This window comes from Pseudomonas sp. GW821-FHT09A09 (assembly GCF_059418405.1).
On the sequence record NZ_JBWKPU010000034.1, the window covers coordinates 1 to 18,710 of the forward strand.

The 18,710-nt window shown below is 61.5% G+C and carries 15 protein-coding genes and 1 riboswitch; of the genes, 11 read left to right on the forward strand and 4 right to left on the reverse strand.

Annotated features, from left to right (window positions below; translation table 11 throughout):
• The first annotated feature begins 232 nt into the window (after positions 1-232).
• A riboswitch (cobalamin riboswitch) is annotated at positions 233-435 on the forward strand.
• Positions 436-531: 96 nt separating this feature from the next.
• From AC07OV_RS24215 to cobM, 4 genes are all read left to right on the forward strand, one after another.
• Positions 532-720 (forward strand): CbtB domain-containing protein, encoded by a 189-nt coding sequence (locus tag AC07OV_RS24215; RefSeq protein ID WP_176997787.1) that lies wholly within the window; start codon positions 532-534, stop codon positions 718-720.
• Between the two features lie 11 nt (positions 721-731).
• Positions 732-1,436 (forward strand): CbtA family protein, encoded by a 705-nt coding sequence (locus AC07OV_RS24220; RefSeq protein WP_494998020.1) that lies wholly within the window; start codon positions 732-734, stop codon positions 1,434-1,436.
• Entirely contained in the window at positions 1,433-1,825 is a 393-nt protein-coding gene (locus AC07OV_RS24225; RefSeq protein WP_495093126.1) for a cobalamin biosynthesis protein, read from the forward strand. The genes AC07OV_RS24220 and AC07OV_RS24225 overlap by 4 nt, the downstream gene beginning before the upstream one ends.
• Before the next feature lie 70 nt (positions 1,826-1,895).
• On the forward strand, positions 1,896-2,642 hold the full coding sequence (cobM, locus tag AC07OV_RS24230) for a precorrin-4 C(11)-methyltransferase (RefSeq protein ID WP_495093127.1): 747 nt from the start codon (positions 1,896-1,898) through the stop codon (positions 2,640-2,642).
• Positions 2,643-2,876: 234 nt separating this feature from the next.
• On the opposite strand, the gene nfuA is transcribed toward cobM, so the two are convergent.
• Positions 2,877-3,461 carry a Fe-S biogenesis protein NfuA gene (gene nfuA, locus AC07OV_RS24235; RefSeq protein ID WP_003190728.1) on the reverse strand — a complete coding sequence of 195 codons (585 nt, stop codon included), beginning with the start codon at positions 3,459-3,461 and terminating at the stop codon, positions 2,877-2,879.
• A gap of 952 nt (positions 3,462-4,413) precedes the next feature.
• Positions 4,414-6,705, reverse strand: coding sequence for a fatty acid cis/trans isomerase (locus tag AC07OV_RS24240; protein ID WP_494998017.1), 2,292 nt, complete (start codon positions 6,703-6,705; stop codon positions 4,414-4,416).
• A gap of 166 nt (positions 6,706-6,871) precedes the next feature.
• Between AC07OV_RS24240 and metH the strand changes: the two genes are divergently transcribed.
• The 4 genes from metH to AC07OV_RS24260 all read left to right on the forward strand — a co-directional run bounded on the left by metH (position 6,872) and on the right by AC07OV_RS24260 (position 13,565).
• Positions 6,872-10,582 carry a methionine synthase gene (gene metH / locus AC07OV_RS24245; RefSeq protein WP_495093128.1) on the forward strand — a complete coding sequence of 1,237 codons (3,711 nt, stop codon included), beginning with the start codon at positions 6,872-6,874 and terminating at the stop codon, positions 10,580-10,582.
• Between the two features lie 165 nt (positions 10,583-10,747).
• Complete coding sequence (locus AC07OV_RS24250; protein ID WP_176997793.1) at positions 10,748-10,966, forward strand: DUF2970 domain-containing protein; 219 nt, start codon at positions 10,748-10,750, stop codon at positions 10,964-10,966.
• A 462-nt stretch (positions 10,967-11,428) separates the two neighbouring features.
• Positions 11,429-13,087, forward strand: coding sequence for a nitrite/sulfite reductase (locus AC07OV_RS24255; protein WP_178923056.1), 1,659 nt, complete (start codon positions 11,429-11,431; stop codon positions 13,085-13,087).
• Complete coding sequence (locus tag AC07OV_RS24260) at positions 13,071-13,565, forward strand: DUF934 domain-containing protein (RefSeq protein ID WP_003235539.1); 495 nt, start codon at positions 13,071-13,073, stop codon at positions 13,563-13,565. Before AC07OV_RS24255 ends, AC07OV_RS24260 begins: the two co-directional genes overlap by 17 nt.
• Positions 13,566-13,607: 42 nt before the next feature.
• Here AC07OV_RS24260 and AC07OV_RS24265 read toward each other — a convergent pair whose 3' ends face one another.
• Positions 13,608-14,012: a MerR family transcriptional regulator gene (locus tag AC07OV_RS24265; protein ID WP_494998015.1), complete on the reverse strand. Its 405-nt coding sequence runs from the start codon at positions 14,010-14,012 to the stop codon at positions 13,608-13,610.
• 72 nt (positions 14,013-14,084) lie between these two features.
• Between AC07OV_RS24265 and AC07OV_RS24270 the strand changes: the two genes are divergently transcribed.
• Both AC07OV_RS24270 and poxB read left to right on the forward strand, forming a co-directional pair.
• Positions 14,085-15,317 carry an NADH:flavin oxidoreductase/NADH oxidase family protein gene (locus tag AC07OV_RS24270; RefSeq protein ID WP_495093129.1) on the forward strand — a complete coding sequence of 411 codons (1,233 nt, stop codon included), beginning with the start codon at positions 14,085-14,087 and terminating at the stop codon, positions 15,315-15,317.
• 77 nt (positions 15,318-15,394) lie between these two features.
• Positions 15,395-17,119, forward strand: coding sequence for a ubiquinone-dependent pyruvate dehydrogenase (gene poxB / locus AC07OV_RS24275; protein ID WP_495093130.1), 1,725 nt, complete (start codon positions 15,395-15,397; stop codon positions 17,117-17,119).
• Positions 17,120-17,122: 3 nt separating this feature from the next.
• Here the strand turns inward: poxB and AC07OV_RS24280 are convergent, their stop codons facing one another.
• Positions 17,123-17,977: a LysR family transcriptional regulator gene (locus tag AC07OV_RS24280; protein WP_495093131.1), complete on the reverse strand. Its 855-nt coding sequence runs from the start codon at positions 17,975-17,977 to the stop codon at positions 17,123-17,125.
• A gap of 95 nt (positions 17,978-18,072) precedes the next feature.
• On the opposite strand from AC07OV_RS24280, the gene AC07OV_RS24285 reads away from it, so the two are divergent.
• The gene (locus tag AC07OV_RS24285; RefSeq protein WP_495093132.1) at positions 18,073-18,702 is read left to right on the forward strand and encodes an FMN-dependent NADH-azoreductase; all 630 of its coding nucleotides are present in this window, start codon (positions 18,073-18,075) and stop codon (positions 18,700-18,702) included.
• The last annotated feature ends 8 nt before the right edge of the window (positions 18,703-18,710 follow it).

Below are 18,710 nucleotides of genomic sequence, written 5' to 3' on the forward strand. Positions count from 1 at the left end.
TTAGCCGCCCCGCGCCATGGATGGCGCGTGGCGGCGGCCCCCCAAATACCTGTCGGATTACGGGCACACCGAGCCTAAGCGAGGTGCCGAGTGTTGGGGCAAGAGCCCTTTGGTTACTTTGGGGCTCTTTTCCAAAGTGACCCGCCGTAAGGGCGGAACCCATATCAGCCATTACCCAAATAACGGATATCCCCCCAGATCCAATTTGACTCCCCCCAACCCCCCATGCTCTCCTACACATCTTGTTTCGGGTGCCCTGCAAAGGGTGAAACGGGAAACCGGTACGCCATACCCCTATGGCAAGTCCGGTGCTGCCCCCGCAACGGTAAGCGAGCGAAGCGTCAGATCCACTGTGCACACGCATGGGAAGGCGACACTTTCAAAGGCGAACAGCCCCTCGCAAGCCCGGAGACCGGCCCGAAAAAATCAGATAACAAACCCGCGGTGGGCGGGCGCTGTTCGAACCCTGCGTGCCCGGCTCGCGGGGTTTTCATGCGCTCGTGTCACCCTGAAACCCTGAAGGGACGCGCCATGTCGATCATCAGCAGCACCTCGCACGCCACAGGCAACACCACCACCCTCAGCCAACGCCTGACCGCCGCCATCGGTGCGTCGATCCTCGGCGCGTGCCTGGTGTATTTCGCCGGCTTCTCGCATATCGAGGCGGTGCACAACGCAGCCCACGATACCCGCCACAGCGCCGCGTTCCCGTGCCACTGAGACCTGCCGACATGATCAAGCGTATTGCGCAAACCGCAGGATTTACTGGCCTGCTGGCCGCCCTGCTGCTGACCCTGCTGCAAAGCTTCTGGGTCGCCCCGTTGATTCTGCAGGCGGAAACCTTCGAAAACGCCCCGGCCGCCACCGAAGTGGCCCACGAACACGCCGAAGGCGCCGCCGCCCACAGCCATGACGCCGAAGCCTGGGAGCCGGAAGATGGCTGGCAGCGTGTGCTGTCGACCACCGGCGGCAACCTGGTCGTAGCAGTCGGTTTCGCCCTGATGCTGGCCGGTCTCTACACCCTGCGTGCGCCAACCCGCACCGCACAAGGACTGCTGTGGGGCCTGGCCGGTTACGCCACCTTCGTGTTGGCGCCGACCATGGGCCTGCCGCCTGAACTGCCGGGCACTGCCGCGGCCGATCTGGCGCAACGGCAGATCTGGTGGATCGGCACCGCCGCCTCCACCGCCGCCGGTATCGCGCTGTTGGTGTTTGGCCGTAACTGGCTGCTGAAAGTCCTGGGTGCCGCTATTTTGGCCGTGCCCCACGTGATCGGCGCGCCACAACCGGAAGTGCACTCGATGCTGGCTCCGGAAGCCTTGGAAGCACAGTTCAAGATCGCCTCGCAACTGACCAACGTCGCCTTCTGGCTCGCGCTGGGACTGATCAGTGCCTGGCTGTTCCGCCGCAACCGTGACGATCAATACGCCGCATGATCCTGGTGGTCGGGGTGGGTTGCCAACGGGGTTGTGAGATTGACGCCCTGCTGGGTCTGTTCGACAGCGCCCTCGCGGAGGGGGGCGTTGATCGCAGCAGTATCACCGCACTGGCCAGTATCGATCTGAAAAAGGATGAGCCGGGAATACTGGCGATGGCCCAGGCGCTGGATCTTCCGCTGCACTGTTTCAACGCAGAGCAACTGGCGGTTTATGCCGAGCGTTTGAGTCACATGTCCGAGGTCGCCTTTGCCCATACCGGCTGTTACGGCGTCGCCGAAAGCGCCGCACTGGCCCTGGCCGAACACCTCGCGGGCGCCCCTGCCCGACTGCTGATCACCCGCAAAAAAGCCGCCCAGGCCACCTTTGCATTGGCGTGCGCCGGCTAAAATCCCGATAATCGCCGCTCCCGATCATGAGCCATTTTCATGCTCGCCCGTTTTTCGACAGGAATTCCCCATGACCGTCTACTTCATCGGCGCAGGCCCCGGCGACCCGGAATTGATCACCGTCAAAGGCCAACGGCTGATTCGCAGCTGCCCGGTGATCATCTATGCCGGCTCGCTGGTGCCCGCGGCGGTGCTGGAAGGCCATCAGGCAGAAACCGTGGTGAACAGCGCCGAATTGCACCTGGAGCAGATCATCGACCTGATCAAGGCGGCCCACGCCAAAGGCCAGGATGTGGCGCGGGTGCATTCCGGCGACCCGAGCCTGTACGGGGCGATTGGCGAGCAGATCCGCCATTTGCGCGAGTTGGGCATACCTTTCCAGATCATCCCGGGCGTTACCGCAGTGGCCGCCTGTGCGGCGTTGCTGGAAACCGAGTTGACCCTTCCGGACATCGCCCAGAGCGTGATTCTGACCCGCTATGCGGACAAGACCAGCATGCCGGCCGGCGAGGATTTCGACAGCCTGGCGCAGCATGGCACGACCATGGCGATTCACCTTGGGGTAAACCACCTGGACAAGATTGTCGCCGAGCTGCTGCCACACTATGGCGCCGACTGCCCGATTGCCGTGGTGCATCGGGCGACATGGCCGGATCAGGATTGGGCGGTCGGCACCTTGGCAGACATTGCCGAGAAGGTGGCCGCCAAGGGCTTTCGGCGTACGGCGCTGATTGTGGTGGGCCGGGTGCTGGCCAGTGACAGCTTCAGCGAGTCCTCGCTGTACCGCGCAGGTCATGCTCACCTCTACCGCCCCTGATCAAATCCTGAGAGCTATGCAAAACCCTGTGGGAGCCGGGCTTGCCCGCGATGGCGGCATGTCAGATAAACATTTGTCTGCTGAAGTAACGCTATCGCAGCGATGCGGCGACCCGACAAGCCAGCTCCCACAGTTGATTTGTTTTGTTAGATAGATAGTGCAACTCATTGAATTTAAGGCATAAAAAACGGCGCTCACGGGGCGCCGTTTTTTTGTTCGCAGCGAACGCCTTACTCAGTAGTAGGCGTTTTCTTTCTGCGTGTGGTCAGTCACGTCGCGCACGCCCTTGAGCTCTGGAATGCGCTCGAGCAAGGTGCGCTCGATGCCTTCACGCAAGGTCACGTCCGCCTGGCCGCAGCCTTGGCAGCCGCCGCCGAACTTCAACACCGCGATACCATCATCGACCACGTCGATCAGGCTGACCTGACCGCCGTGGCTGGCGAGCCCCGGGTTGATCTCGGTTTGCAGGTAGTAGTTGATGCGCTCGTTGACCGGGCTGTCGGCGTTGACGTTCGGCACCTTGGCGTTCGGTGCCTTGATGGTCAATTGGCCGCCCATGCGATCGGTGGCGTAGTCGACCACGGCGTCGTCAAGGAAGGCTTCGCTGAAGGCATCGATATACGCGGTGAAGCTTTTCAGCCCCAAGGCGGTGTCTTCAGGCTTTTCTTCACCCGGCTTGCAGTAGGCAATGCAGGTCTCGGCGTACTGAGTGCCGGGCTGGGTGATAAAGACGCGGATGCCGATACCCGGGGTGTTCTGCTTGGACAGCAGGTCAGCCAGGTAATCGTGGGCGGCGTCGGTAATGGTTATGGCAGTCATGGAAACTCCTCGCAGGCTTGCCGGCAGTTTACGCCAAAATATTACGCAGGTACAAAGTCCTAGTGTTTTTGTCGGGATAGGCGGGATTCTGGGACGGGGTACATATCCGTTTTTGGGGTAACGGCTGCTTAGGGTTCCGCCCTTACGGCGGGTCACTTTTGGAAAAGAGCCCCAAAAGTAACCAAAAGGGCTCTTGCCCCAACACTCGGCACCTCGCCTAGGCTCGGTGTGCCCGTAATCCGACAGTGATTTGGGGGGCCGCCGCCACGCGCCATCCATGGCGCGGGGCGGCTAAACCGGCATCCCTGCCGGTTTACCCCCCAAATCCCTGCCGAATTCCGGCCAGCGTGTTTGACGGGGCGCTTAAGATCAAAATCAAAAGCAACAGCACAGCGGCCTGACAGCCGGCTTGAGTGGTGTGGAGCAAAGGCAACGGCAAACGCAAACCACTGTAGGAGCCGGCTTGCCGGCGATGGTAGTCAACGATGACGCAAAAAAACCAGACAGAACACCGCGCCTTTTCTGTGGGAGCTGGCTTGCCTGCGATGGCATCAACACGGTGTACCTGATTCACCGAGGTGTCTGCATCGCCGGCAAGCCGGCTCCTACAGGGGAATGCGGTCGGCAAACGCCACCGGTCGGCTCTAAGGCCGCCGCGTTTGCTTTTGATTTTGATCTTAGGCGCCCCGTCAAACACGCTGGCCGAACGCAGGCTTGAATTCGTGGCTAACCCGGCAGGACGCCGGGTTAGCCGTCCTGGGCCAAGGATGGCCCATGACGGCGGCCCACGGATTCAAGCCTTCGTTCGGGCATGCCGAGCCTAGGCGAGGCACCGAGTGTTGGGGCAAGAGCGTTTTGCTTACTTTTGCGCTCTTCAAAAGTGAGCCGCTGTAAGAGCGGAACCCATATCAGCCATCACCCAAATACCGGATATGCCCCCCCCAAAAAACCCTCACAAATTCTCATACCGATTCATATCCAACACCCCCTCCTCCACCGGCGTAGTCTCACGAATGTACTGCGACAAATCATGAAAATACTGCCAAAACAACGGATGGCTACGACGCACGCCCCAACGATCAACGATCTTTTCAAACCGGTTGGCATCCTTGGCCCGCTCCATCTGCGCCACAAACTCGGGCACTTCCTGCGCCGGAATGTTGAACATGAAATTCGGATAGCTACTCAACACCCCCGGGTAAATGGTCACCGTATCCAGCCCCGGCTGATAGCGATAAGCCTCACCCAACAGGAACGCCACGTTACTGTGGGCACGGTTGCGCAGCATGCTGTAAACCACACGCTTGCCACTGGCGGTCTCGATACGCAACATCGTCGCTTCAGGCAATTGGTCAATGACCTTAAGCCCCGCTGCCGGGCGCGAGGTCAGGCGGCTCAAGGCTTGCTCGGCGTCTTGCAACGCCGGGTCGATACCGTCGCGGGAGCAATAGGCTCCATCACAGCGATTAATCGGGTCCGGGCTGGCGTTCAGGTCGCCGTAACGACTGAGCAACTGGTTGGCAAAATCACGTTTGGGGTCTTTCTCATTCAGGTGCAGACCGGTCGGCTTGTCGTCGTCAATGGCCTCATAGTCCAGCCACATCTTGAGTTTGCCGCTGTTCTGGTACCAGTCATCGAGGAACCCGTCGCGGGAGTCGGCCGGCATCAGGCGCAGGAAGTTCTGCTCGGCACCGTTGCGGATCAGATCAAAGTACAAACGGGTCTGGGCCTGGTGCGACACATTGCCAAACACGTCGAAGTTCACCGCCAACTGGTAATAGGTGCGCTCCAGCAACGGGTAGTCGAACAGCCACATCGTCTGCGGCACTTCGCCGATCAGGCCCTTGGTCACCGACGCACTGTCAAAGTGGCGGAAGATGGTCAGCAAGGCATTGTCATTGCCCGCCCACAGGGTCGACCAGCTGGGTGGCGGCACATCGGCGTAACTGTCGCGGCGCAGGGCTTCGTATTGATTGCGCTTGTCGCGATACGACAGCCACAGACTCAGCACGCTGCCCACGTCGTCATTCTGCCCGGGCATGGCCAGCAACGGCGTGGCCTGGCCGCGGTAGCGCGCATCAGTGATGTACAGGTCGTGGTCCGGGTCCTGGAACAGCGTCCAGAAGTTGTCACGGATCACGTCGGTGGCGATCTGCCCACGGCACACCGGCCCGCGGATAAAGGTACGCACAAAGTATTCGGCGTTATCCAGCATGAACTGGTAACGCGCCTTGGCCGGGATGGCCTCGAACGTTTCGAACGGATTGGCCCGGCGCCCTGGCCCATAGCCCGGCAGCGCATTGACCTGCCAGTTACCGGCGTAGAACAGCTCTTTGATCCGCGCCATTTTCTGCGCACTGAACGGGTACGTGATGTGGGTCTTGTGCACGATCACGCCCTGCACCGGCCACAGGCGGTAATACACCTGGGTGCCCGGGTCATCGTTGGGGCGACGGGTGGCGATCAGGTCAATCGGCTGGCCGCTGGGCGTACGCGAGCGCACCCACTGGAAGAAGTGCCCCGGCTCGCCATTCTCGAAATAGATATGCGCCAGGAATAAATGCTCGAACAACCAGCGCGCCACCAGGCTTTCCCGGGCGCCGGGCTGGTTGAACAGGTTTTCCCACTGTTGCACTTGCAGCGCTTCCTTGGCGCTGGGGGCCAGGCCTTGCTCATCGATCGGCGCACCGGAAGCGAGCCAGCGTTGCAACGTCTGGTATTGCTGGTCCGTCAGGCCGGTGACCGCCAGCGGCATGCCTTCCTTGGGATGAGCCCCCGCGTAGGCATTGAACTCGCCGGGCATGGCGCACATGTTTTCGCGATTCAGGCCCAATACGATGTCTTCCGGCAGTTTGGCGTTGGGCTGCAGCGGTGCGTTGTGCCCCAACTCCAGCATGCGCGCCATCAGCGCCGCCTGGCTGCCCTGGGCATCCAGCACCGAATAGAAGCCCTTTTGCTGCCAGGCTTGCTTGCCGAAGGCGTCATAGAACAACCGCGTTGTCGGCGTGGCCTGGCTGCGCTCACCGTCGTACACCGGCACTTTGCTCGCGCCTCGGGCCGCGCCCTCGGCACTGCCCAGGTTAAGTTGGCAGGCGGAGTCGTAGCAGGCATGGCAGGCCACGCATTTCTCGGTGAAGATCGGCTGGATATCGCGGGTGTAGGAAATCGCCGGAGCGGGACTTTGTGCCTGGGTGCTGCTGGCAATCAGCAACAGCACGGCGCTGACGATAAGACGAAGTGACATGTATCCGGTCCCGATTCAATGCGTGCGCTTAAAATTTGCCGGTGATTCTACCGGGCCACATCCCCCAACAACATGAACGATATTCATGCAAATACTGTGCATGCTCTAAATCGGCACAGGTTTGCTATGATTCACGCCCTCCGAAATGCCTGACCAGAGTAGTCCCATGTCCGATCGTAGCGTTCGTCTGCAAGCCCTTCATCAAGCCCTCAAGGAACGTATCCTGATCCTCGACGGCGGTATGGGCACGATGATCCAGAGCTACAAGCTTGAGGAAAATGACTACCGTGGCAAACGCTTCGCCGACTGGCCGAGTGACGTCAAGGGTAACAACGACCTGCTGGTGATCACCCGGCCGGACGTGATCGGTGGCATCGAGAAAGCCTACCTGGATGCCGGCGCCGACATCCTCGAAACCAACACCTTCAACGCCACGCGCATTTCCATGGCCGACTACGGCATGGAAGAGCTGGCCTATGAGCTAAACGTAGAAGGCGCGCGCCTGGCGCGCAAGATCGCCGACGCGAAGACCGCAGAAAACCCGGCCAAGCCGCGTTTCGTTGCCGGCGTGCTCGGCCCGACCAGCCGCACCTGCTCGCTGTCGCCGGATGTGAACAACCCCGGCTACCGCAACGTGACCTTCGATGAACTGGTGGAGAACTACACCGAGGCCACCAAAGGCCTGATCGAAGGCGGCGCCGACCTTATCCTGATCGAGACCATTTTCGACACCCTCAACGCCAAGGCCGCGATCTTCGCCGTGCAGGGCGTGTTCGAAGAACTGGCTATCGAACTGCCGATCATGATCAGCGGCACCATCACCGACGCCTCCGGCCGCACCCTGTCGGGTCAGACCACCGAAGCGTTCTGGAACTCGGTGGCCCACGCCAAGCCGATTTCCGTCGGCCTGAACTGCGCCCTGGGTGCCAGCGAGCTGCGTCCGTACCTGGAAGAGTTGTCGAACAAGGCCAACACCCACGTCTCCGCGCACCCGAACGCCGGCCTGCCCAACGAGTTCGGCGAGTACGACGAACTGCCGTCGCAAACCGCCAAGGTCATCGAAGAGTTTGCCCAGAGCGGCTTCCTCAACATCGTCGGCGGCTGCTGCGGCACCACGCCGGGCCATATCGAAGCCATCGCCAAGGCCGTGGCCGGCTATGCGCCACGTGTGATCCCGGACATTCCAAAGGCCTGCCGCCTGTCGGGCCTGGAGCCGTTCACCATTGATCGCAGCTCGTTGTTCGTCAACGTCGGCGAGCGTACCAACATCACCGGCTCGGCCAAGTTCGCCCGCCTGATCCGTGAAGACAACTACACCGAAGCCCTCGAAGTCGCACTGCAGCAGGTGGAAGCCGGCGCCCAGGTGATCGACATCAACATGGACGAAGGGATGCTCGATTCGAAGAAGGCCATGGTGACCTTCCTCAATCTGATCGCCGGCGAGCCGGACATCTCCCGCGTGCCGATCATGATCGACTCCTCCAAGTGGGACGTGATCGAAGCCGGCCTCAAGTGCATCCAGGGCAAGGGCATCGTCAACTCCATCAGCATGAAGGAAGGCGTGGAGCAGTTCATTCACCACGCCAAGCTGTGCAAGCGCTACGGCGCCGCCGTGGTGGTGATGGCGTTCGACGAAGCCGGCCAGGCCGACACCGAAGCGCGCAAGAAAGAGATCTGCAAACGCTCCTACGACATCCTGGTCAATGAAGTGGGCTTCCCACCGGAAGACATCATCTTCGACCCGAACATCTTCGCGGTCGCCACCGGTATCGAAGAGCACAACAACTACGCCGTCGACTTCATCAACGCGTGCGCCTACATCCGTGACGAACTGCCCTACGCACTGAGTTCCGGTGGCGTGTCCAACGTGTCGTTCTCGTTCCGTGGCAACAACCCGGTGCGTGAGGCGATCCACTCGGTGTTCCTGCTGTATGCGATCCGCAACGGCTTGACCATGGGTATCGTCAACGCCGGCCAACTGGAGATCTACGACCAGATCCCGGCCGAGCTGCGTGACGCCGTGGAAGACGTGGTGCTCAACCGCACGCCGGAAGGCACCGACGCCCTGCTCGCCATCGCCGACAAGTACAAGGGCGACGGCAGCGTCAAGGAAGCCGAGACCGAGGAATGGCGTGGCTGGGACGTGAACAAGCGCCTGGAGCACGCACTGGTCAAGGGCATCACCACCCACATCGTCGAAGACACCGAGGAATCGCGGCTGTCGTTCGCACGCCCGATCGAAGTGATCGAAGGCCCGCTGATGTCTGGCATGAACATCGTCGGCGACCTGTTCGGCGCCGGCAAAATGTTCCTGCCCCAAGTGGTGAAGTCCGCCCGCGTAATGAAACAGGCCGTGGCCCACTTGATCCCGTTCATCGAGCTGGAAAAAGGCGACAAGCCGGAAGCCAAGGGCAAGATCCTGATGGCTACGGTGAAAGGCGACGTGCACGACATCGGCAAGAATATTGTCGGCGTGGTGCTCGGTTGCAACGGTTATGACATCGTCGATCTGGGCGTGATGGTGCCGGCGGAGAAGATCCTGCAGGTGGCCAAGGAGCAGAAATGCGACATTATCGGGCTGTCCGGCCTGATCACGCCGTCCCTGGACGAAATGGTGCACGTGGCTCGCGAGATGCAGCGCCAGGACTTCCACCTGCCGCTGATGATCGGGGGTGCCACCACCTCCAAGGCGCACACGGCGGTGAAGATCGAACCCAAGTACAGCAATGATGCGGTGGTCTACGTCACCGACGCCTCCCGCGCGGTGGGCGTGGCCACGCAGTTGCTGTCCAAGGAGCTGAAAGCCGGTTTTGTCGAACGCACCCGCGAGGAATACGTGGAAGTGCGCGAGCGCACCGCCAACCGCAGCGCCCGTACCGAACGCCTGAGCTACGCGGCGGCCGTCGCCAAGAAGCCACAGTTCGACTGGAACACCTACGCGCCGGTGGTACCGACCTTTACCGGTTCCAAGGTGCTGGACAATATCGACCTCAAGGTGCTGGCCGAATACATCGACTGGACGCCGTTCTTCATTTCCTGGGACCTGGCGGGCAAATTCCCACGCATCCTCGACGACGAAGTGGTCGGTGAAGCGGCCCGTGCGCTGTATGCCGACGCCCAGGAAATGCTCGCCAAGCTGATCGATGAAAAGCTCATCAGCGCCCGCGCAGTGTTCGGCTTCTGGCCAGCCAACCAGGTGCAGGACGACGACCTGGAAGTCTACGGCGAAGACGGCAAGCCCCTGGCGACCCTGCATCACCTGCGCCAGCAGATCATCAAGACCGACGGCAAGCCAAACTTCTCCCTGGCCGACTTCGTGGCCCCCAAGGACAGCGGCGTGACCGACTACGTGGGTGGGTTCATCACCACCGCCGGCATCGGCGCCGAAGAAGTCGCCAAGGCCTACCAGGATGCGGGCGACGACTACAACTCGATCATGGTCAAGGCCCTGGCCGACCGCCTGGCCGAGGCCTGCGCCGAGTGGCTGCACCAGCAAGTGCGTAAAGACTACTGGGGTTATGCCAAGGACGAAGAACTGGACAACGAAGCGCTGATCAAGGAGCAGTACAGCGGCATCCGCCCTGCCCCGGGTTACCCGGCGTGCCCGGACCACACTGAGAAAGGCACCTTGTTCCAGTTGCTCGATCCACAAGCACGGGAGATGGAAGCTGGCCGCAGCGGTGTGTTCCTCACCGAGCACTACGCCATGTTCCCGGCCGCCGCCGTCAGCGGCTGGTACTTCGCTCATCCGCAGGCGCAATACTTCGCCGTGGGCAAGATCGACAAGGACCAGGTCACCAGTTACACCGCGCGCAAAGGCCAGGACCTGGCCGTGACTGAGCGCTGGCTGGCGCCGAACCTGGGCTACGACAACTGATCTGACACAACACCAACCCTGTAGGAGCCGGCTTGCCGGCGATAGCGATTCGCCAGTTGAGAATGTATCGACTGACACATCGCCATCGCCGGCAAGCCGGCTCCTACAGGCCATGTGTGGTGGTTGGGCTATGCTTTCCTTCAGGCTCCGTCTTGCGAGGGATGTATGGACGATCCAGTCAACAACAAGCCGCCTACCTTCTGGCAGATGCTCCACAGCGTCATGGCCGCCGCCTTTGGCGTGCAGAGCGGCAAGAATCGCGCCCGCGATTTCACCCACGGCAAGCCCAGCCACTTCGTGATCCTGGGCATCCTGTTCACGGTGGTGTTCGCGCTGACACTGTTTGGCATCGTCAAACTGGTGCTGCACCTGGCCGGGGTGTAAACCCAACCTGACTGTAGGAGCTGGCTTGCCAGCGATAGCATCACTGCGGTGTGGCTGACAACCGAGGTGAGGCTATCGCTGGCAAGCCAGCGCCTACAGGGGGCCGTCTCTATGGCTACTGGTGGCTGACCCAGAACACCGCGGTGCCCACCACCAGGATGATCAGGAACAGAATGGCCCAGGCATCAACGGTACTGTCGGGTTTACGGGCTTTTGTAGAATTGCTCATCGCATCGCCTCTTGTCGGTTTTGTAGGTGATTGCACTAAGACTCGACGACAGTAAAGTTGATGATTGCCCGCATGACAAATGTGGGTAATGCGATAACCGTTCTCAATAGGCGATTTGGTTATTTGCATATACTCAAACATCACTTTTGCGCATAAACGCAAACTGGTATCGTGCGCCGGCTCCGTTGGGAGTGCGCGGCCGTGCGCGCAGATTTGCCGAGAACAGGACCTATATGTACGTATACGACGAATACGATCAGCGCATCATCGAGGACCGCGTCAAGCAGTTCCGTGATCAGACCCGACGCTATCTGGCAGGTGAACTGAGCGAAGAAGAGTTCCGCCCTCTGCGCCTGCAAAATGGCCTTTATGTTCAGCGCTTTGCGCCGATGCTGCGAGTGGCCGTGCCCTATGGCCAGCTGACTTCGCGCCAGATGCGCATGATGGCCAAGATTGCCCGCGACTACGACAAAGGCTATGCCCACATCAGTACCCGCCAGAACGTACAGTTCAACTGGCCGGCGCTGGAAGATGTGCCGGACATCCTGGCTGAACTGGCCACCGTGCAGATGCACGCCATTCAGACCAGCGGTAACTGCCTGCGTAACGTGACCACCGACCAATTCGCTGGCGTTGCTGCCGACGAGCTGATCGACCCACGCCCCTGGTGCGAAATCGTCCGTCAATGGACCACCTTCCACCCAGAATTCGCTTACCTGCCGCGCAAGTTCAAGATCGCCATCAATGGTTCGACCTCTGACCGTGCGGCCATCGAAGTCCACGATATCGGCCTGGAGCCGGTGTACAACGCAGCCGGTGAACTGGGCTTCCGCGTACTGGTCGGTGGCGGCCTCGGTCGTACCCCGGTGGTGGGCGCTTTCATCAACGAGTTCCTGCCGTGGCAGGACCTGTTGAGCTACCTCGACGCGATCCTGCGGGTCTACAACCGCTATGGCCGTCGTGACAACAAGTACAAGGCCCGGATCAAGATCCTGGTCAAGGCGCTGACCCCTGAGGTGTTTGCCCAGAAAGTCGACGCTGAAATGGAACACCTGCGCGGCGGCCAGACCACCCTGACCGAAGCCGAAGTACACCGTGTGGCCAAGCACTTCGTCGACCCTGAGTACAAGGCCCTGGCCAATCAGGACGCCGAGTTTGCAGCCCTCGATAAAGAGCACCCGGGTTTCGCCCGCTGGCGTGGCCGCAACACCCTGGCGCACAAGAAGCCGGGCTATGTCGCTGTGACCCTGTCGCTCAAGCCTACCGGTGTGGCCCCAGGCGATATCACCGACAAGCAGCTGGACGCCGTCGCCGACCTGGCCGACCGCTACAGCTTCGGCCAACTGCGCACCTCCCACGAGCAGAACATCATCCTCGCGGACGTTGAACAGAGCCAACTGTTCACCCTGTGGGGCGAGCTGCGCGAAGGCGGTTTTGCCACGCCGAACATCGGCCTGCTGACCGACATCATCTGCTGCCCAGGCGGCGACTTCTGCTCCCTGGCCAACGCCAAGTCGATCCCGATTGCCGAGTCGATCCAGCGCCGTTTCGACGACCTGGACTACCTGTTCGACATCGGCGAGCTGGACCTGAACATCTCCGGTTGCATGAACGCCTGTGGTCACCACCACGTTGGCCACATCGGCATCCTGGGTGTGGACAAGAAAGGCGAAGAATTCTACCAAGTGTCCCTGGGTGGCAGCGCCAGCCGCGATGCGAGCCTGGGCAAGATCCTCGGCCCATCCTTCGCCCAGGAAGCCATGCCTGAGGTGATCGGCAAGCTGATCGACGTGTACATCGAGCAGCGCACCGAAGATGAGCGTTTCATCGACACCTACCAGCGCATCGGCATCGACCTGTTCAAGGAGCGCGTCTATGCAGCGAATCATTAAGAACAACGAAGTCCTCGACGAAACCTGGCACCTGCTGCCCAAGGACGCGAGCTTCGACGGCATCTCCAACTGCGACGACCTGATCGTACCGTTGGCGTTGTGGCGCGAACACGGTCACGCCCTCAAGGCCCGCGACGGCGGCCTGGGTGTGTGGCTGGACGCCGATGAAGAAGCCGAAGAGATCGGCGCCGACGTGGAACACTTCCAGGTCATCGCCTTGAACTTCCCGGCCTTCACCGACGGGCGCAACTACTCCAACGCCCGCCTGCTGCGTGACCGCTACGGTTACAAGGGCGAGCTGCGGGCGATTGGCGACGTGCTGCGAGACCAGCTGTTCTACCTGCGCCGCTGCGGGTTCGATGCCTTCGCCTTGCGTGCCGACAAAGACCCGTACGAAGCGCTGGAAAGCCTCAAGGACTTCTCGGTGACGTACCAGGCCGCAACGGATGAACCGTTGCCGCTGTTCCGCCGCCGCTGAACCCTGGCGCACAAAAAAGCCCTGGCAATGCCGGGGCTTTTTTTATGCGTCGTTTTTGATGGCGGCCAGCACACGCTGCTGACCCATGGAACAGGGAGCGCCTTCGGGGTGCGCCCGTACGGTTTCGATCACGCCCAGCAATTGCGCCTTGTTGTGGGCCAATTGCGCTTGCATCTGTTCGATCTGCTGCACCTTGCGCTCCAGCGCGTCGATCAGTTCGTCGCGCTTGTGCTCGCCCGGGGCCGGCATCAAGGCCTTGAGCTCCTGCAAGGTGAACCCGGCCTTTTGCGCGCTCTGGATCAGTTGCAGGGTCTGTAACGCCTCGACAGCGTAGCGCCGGTAGCCATTGGCTTGGCGCCCCACCTGGCTGATCAGGCCTTCGGCTTCGTAAAAACGGATGCGCGATGCCGCCAAGCCACTCTGTTTTGCCAGCTCACCAATATTCATCGCCACGCCCTGCTTGACATTAAAGTTGACTTTAAGCTTAGCCTGAGGCCTCCCCCGCTCAGGAGTCAACCCATGTCACCCTTTGAAGCCTTGCAACTGCCCAACGGCCAAGTCCTCGCCAACCGCATCGCCAAGGCGGCGATGGAAGAGAACATGGCGGATGCCCGGCAGGCGCCCTCCCGCGAATTGAAGCAGCTGTACAAGGCCTGGGCCGACGGCGAACCGGGCTTGCTGCTGACCGGCAACGTGATGATCGACCGCCGCGCCATGACCGGCCCCGGCGGCGTCGCCCTGGAAGATGAACAGCACCTGGCGAGCTTTCGCGAATGGGCCGACATCGCCCGCGCCAAGGGCGTGCACTTCTGGGTACAGCTCAACCACCCCGGCCGCCAGACCATGGCCAACCTGGGCCAGCAAGCCCTGGCGCCCTCGGCGGTCGCGCTGGACCTCGGTGGTTTTTCCAAGATGTTCGCCAAGCCCAAGGCCATGAGCGAAGACGATATCAACGACGTGATCCAGCGCTTCGCTACCAGCGCGCGCCTGGCCGAGAAAGCCGGCTTCACCGGCGTGCAGATCCATGCGGCCCACGGCTACCTGCTCAGCCAGTTCCTGTCGCCGTTGAGCAACCAGCGCACCGATCGCTGGGGCGGCAGCCTGGAGAACCGCGCACGCTTGCTGGTGGAGGTGATCACGGCCGTACGCGCCAGCGTCAGCCCCGGGTTTTGTGTAGCCGTGAAGCTCAACTCGGCAGACTTCCAGCGCGGTGGTTTCGACGCAGCGGATGCGCGGGCGGTGGTCGAGTTGCTCAACACCTTGCCGGTCGACCTGCTGGAGTTGTCCGGTGGCAGTTACGAAGCCCCGGCCATGCAGGGCGAAGCACGGGACGGCCGGACCCTGGCCCGGGAGGCGTACTTTCTGGAAATGGCCAGTGAGCTGGCGGCCATTGCCCATATGCCGGTAATGGTCACCGGCGGCATTCGCCGCTTGCCGGTGGTGCAGCAAGTGCTCGACAGCGGCATCGCCATGGCCGGTATCGCCACGGCGCTCACCCTGGAACCCCAGCTGATCAAACACTGGCGTGAGGGGCGCGACCTCAACCCGCAATTGCAGCCGATCCGCTGGAAGCGCAAGCCACTGGCCTCCCTCGCCACCATGGCCGTGGTGCGCTACCAACTGCGCCGCCTGAGCCGCGGGCGCCTGCCCAACCCGACCGTCGCGCCCCTGCTGGCCCTGGTCCGTGACCAGTGGTTTATCGCACGACGCACCCGCCAATACCGTGCAGCCATGACGCAATCTTCACAATAAGGGCGGAGCATTCGCCGTGATCGAACTGTCCTCTACTGATCAGCAGTTTTTAACCTCACTGACGATTGGAGTGCTTCATGGCGAAAATCAACTTGGCCCAGCAATTGGCAACCACCCTTGAACAGGCGGGCATCAAGCGCATCTGGGGCCTGACCGGCGACAGCCTGAACGGCCTGACCGACGCCCTGCGCACCATGGACAGCATCGAGTGGATGCACGTGCGCCACGAAGAAGTCGCGGCGTTCGCGGCCGGCGCCGAGGCGGCAGCCACCGGCGAACTGACGGTGTGCGCCGGCAGCTGCGGGCCGGGCAACCTGCACCTGATCAATGGCCTGTTCGACTGCCATCGTAACCACGTGCCGGTGCTGGCCATTGCGGCGCAGATCCCCTCCTCCGAGATCGGCCTGAACTACTTCCAGGAAACCCACCCCCAAGAACTGTTCAAAGAGTGCAGCCACTTTATCGAGCTGATAACCAACCCCGCGCAGATGCCCCAGGTGCTGCACCGCGCCATGCGCTCGGCGATCCTCAACCGTGGCGTGGCCGTGGTGGTGATCCCCGGGGACATTTCGCTGCTGGAAGTCGAGGACACGCTCAAGCCCTGGCCTGCGCTGTACGCACCGCGCACCTTGCCGGCCGAACAGGACCTGCAACGCCTCACCGAGCTGCTCGACGGCAGCCAGAAAGTCACCCTGCTGTGCGGCAGCGGCTGTGCCGGCGCCCATGACCAGGTGGTGGCCTTGGCCGACGCTCTGGGCGCACCGGTGGTGCATGCCTTGCGCGGCAAGGAGCATGTGGAATGGGACAACCCGTTTGACGTGGGCATGACCGGCCTGATCGGCTTCAGTTCGGGTTACCACGCCATGCTCAACTGCGACACCTTGATCATGCTCGGCACCGACTTCCCCTACCGCCAGTTCTACCCCACCGACGCGAAGATCATTCAGGTCGACCGCAACCCACAGGCACTGGGGCGCCGTGCCACCCTGGACCTGGGCATCGCCGCCGATGTCGGAGAAACCATTGACGCGCTGTTGCCGCGCCTGACCCGCAAGACCGATCGCAGCTTCCTCGACACGTCGTTGAAGCACTACGAGAAAGCCCGCCAAGGCCTGGATGACCTGGCCCAGCCATCGAAAGCCAACCGCCCGATCCACCCGCAATATGTCGCGCGCTTGCTCAGCGAACTGGCCAGTGATGATGCGATTTTCACCGCCGACGTTGGCTCGCCGACCGTGTGGGCCGCGCGTTATTTGAAGATGAACGGCAAACGTCGCCTAATCGGCTCGTTCAACCATGGTTCCATGGCCAACGCCATGCCCCAGGCGATTGGCGCCCAAGCGGCGTTCCCCGGGCGGCAGGTGATTTCCCTGTCCGGTGACGGTGGGTTCGCTATGTTGATGGGGGATTTCATTTCGCTGGCGCAGTTGAAACTGCCGATCAAAGTCATCGTGTTCGATAACTCATCCCTGGGGTTTGTCGCCATGGAGATGAAAGCCGCCGGCTACCTGGACACCGGCACCGAGCTGAAAAACCCAGACTTTGCGGCCATGTCCAATGCCATGGGGATCCTGGGCATTCGCGTGGAGCAATCCGAAGACCTGGAACCGGCCTTGCGCCGCGCCCTGGCCCATGATGGCCCGGTGTTGGTGGATGTGGTGACGGCGACTCAGGAACTGGTGATGCCGCCGAGCATCAAGCTGGAACAGGCCAAGGGTTTCAGCCTGTACATGCTCAAGGCGGTGATGAGTGGCCGGGGCGATGAAGTGATCGAACTGGCGCGTACCAACTGGTTGCGCTGATCGTCAATAAGGCCGGGCAGCGCCGTATTGGAGCACCACACGGGTGATCACTTCGACCAAGCGCGGGTCTGCGTCCGGCGCACTGAACAAGCGGAACTGGGCGTCGGGCAAAGCGGGCAAACCGTGTTCGGCACCCAGTACAGTCAGGCCCGGCCCAACCTGGCTACGCGCCATCGGAGCGATGGCAAACCCGGCTGACGCGGCGGCCTGCAGCGCAGCATAACTGCTGCACTGCAGGGCGGTGCGCTGGGCGATACCCGCCTGGGCCAGGCGTGAAAGCGCCGCCTCACGGTAGGGGCAAGGCTCGGGAAACAGCGCCAGCGGCAAAGGCGATGGCAGCGTCACCACGGGTTGCGCAGACCAGACCCACACCAGAGGCTCCTGCCATAGCGCCAAACCCGGTTCGCCGGACTCGCACAACGACCCCACCACCACATCCAACTCGCCTTGCTTCATGCGCGTCAGCAACGTGCCGGGAATGCCGACTTGCACGCTGATGTGCATGCCGGGGTACGCGGCAGCGGCATCCTGCAACTCACGCAACAAGCGTGCGTCGGCGAACTCTTCCGACACGCCGACCCTTAACTCACCTTCGAATGCTGAGCGCGTCAGGTCCGCCCAAGCATCCCGATTCAGCGCCAAGATGCCGCGCGCGTAGGCCATCAACCGCTCACCGTCCGGCGTCAAGTGTTGGGAGCGCGTTGTGCGTGTGAGCAAGGGTTTGCCGACTTGCTCCTCCAGCCGTCGCAAGTGCCCGCTGACGGCCGATTGGGTGAGGTGCAGGCGAGCGCCAGCGCGGCTGAAGCCGCCTTCATCCACCACGGCTACAAAGGTTTTAAGCAATAACGTATCGAACATATTCCGCTCGGTGATCAATAGGCCCAATAAACTCAATTTATATTTCAATGAGCGGTATGTTGCAATGAGCGGGTCATCTTATTCCGAGGCTCACCATGACCACGCTCCTGCACGTCGAATGTTCACCGCGCAAACAGCGCTCTGCATCGTTGGAAATCGCTCGTCAATTTATCGCACGCTACCAGCACAACGCGCCGGATACGCAGGTGGTGACCCTGGACCTCTGGGCGCTGGAACTGCCCGAATTTGATGGGCCGGTGATGGATGCCAAATACGCCGGTATCAGCGGCACGCCCCTGAGTGAAGAGCAAGCCGTAGCCTGGGCGACGCTCAAGTCCTTGGCGGCCTACCTGCATCAGGCGGATGTGTGGGTGTTTTCGGTACCGCTGTGGAATTTCGCAGTGCCCTACAAGCTCAAGCACTTTATCGACGTGGTGTCGCAAAAGGATGTGCTGTTCGAATTCAGCCCCGAGCACGGTTTGCGTGGCTTGCTGCAAAACAAGACGGCAGTGAACGTGTATGCGCGTGGCATGGATTTTTCTGCGCCGGACGCGCAGGCCATGGATTTCCAGAAACCTTATATGGAGGCTTGGCTCGGCTTTATCGGGGTGAGCGACGTGCACTCGCTGTACGTGGAAAAAACCATCCTGGGGCCGGAGGTCGATCAGGCGTCGCGCCAGCAGTCCACGGCGCTGGCACTGGCATTGGCCGATCAACTGACCTGATCGTTGTA

Coding starts and splice junctions, on each gene's coding strand:
- AC07OV_RS24285 (WP_495093132.1), top strand. CDS start 18,073: ATGACCACGCTCCTGCACGTCGAATGTTCACCGCGCAAACAGCGCTCT.
- AC07OV_RS24215 (WP_176997787.1), top strand. CDS start 532: ATGTCGATCATCAGCAGCACCTCGCACGCCACAGGCAACACCACCACC.
- AC07OV_RS24220 (WP_494998020.1), top strand. CDS start 732: ATGATCAAGCGTATTGCGCAAACCGCAGGATTTACTGGCCTGCTGGCC.
- AC07OV_RS24260 (WP_003235539.1), top strand. CDS start 13,071: ATGCAGCGAATCATTAAGAACAACGAAGTCCTCGACGAAACCTGGCAC.
- cobM (WP_495093127.1), top strand. CDS start 1,896: ATGACCGTCTACTTCATCGGCGCAGGCCCCGGCGACCCGGAATTGATC.
- AC07OV_RS24280 (WP_495093131.1), bottom strand. CDS start 17,977: ATGTTCGATACGTTATTGCTTAAAACCTTTGTAGCCGTGGTGGATGAA.
- AC07OV_RS24265 (WP_494998015.1), bottom strand. CDS start 14,012: ATGAATATTGGTGAGCTGGCAAAACAGAGTGGCTTGGCGGCATCGCGC.
- AC07OV_RS24240 (WP_494998017.1), bottom strand. CDS start 6,705: ATGTCACTTCGTCTTATCGTCAGCGCCGTGCTGTTGCTGATTGCCAGC.
- AC07OV_RS24250 (WP_176997793.1), top strand. CDS start 10,748: ATGGACGATCCAGTCAACAACAAGCCGCCTACCTTCTGGCAGATGCTC.
- nfuA (WP_003190728.1), bottom strand. CDS start 3,461: ATGACTGCCATAACCATTACCGACGCCGCCCACGATTACCTGGCTGAC.
- AC07OV_RS24270 (WP_495093129.1), top strand. CDS start 14,085: ATGTCACCCTTTGAAGCCTTGCAACTGCCCAACGGCCAAGTCCTCGCC.
- poxB (WP_495093130.1), top strand. CDS start 15,395: ATGGCGAAAATCAACTTGGCCCAGCAATTGGCAACCACCCTTGAACAG.
- metH (WP_495093128.1), top strand. CDS start 6,872: ATGTCCGATCGTAGCGTTCGTCTGCAAGCCCTTCATCAAGCCCTCAAG.
- AC07OV_RS24255 (WP_178923056.1), top strand. CDS start 11,429: ATGTACGTATACGACGAATACGATCAGCGCATCATCGAGGACCGCGTC.
- AC07OV_RS24225 (WP_495093126.1), top strand. CDS start 1,433: ATGATCCTGGTGGTCGGGGTGGGTTGCCAACGGGGTTGTGAGATTGAC.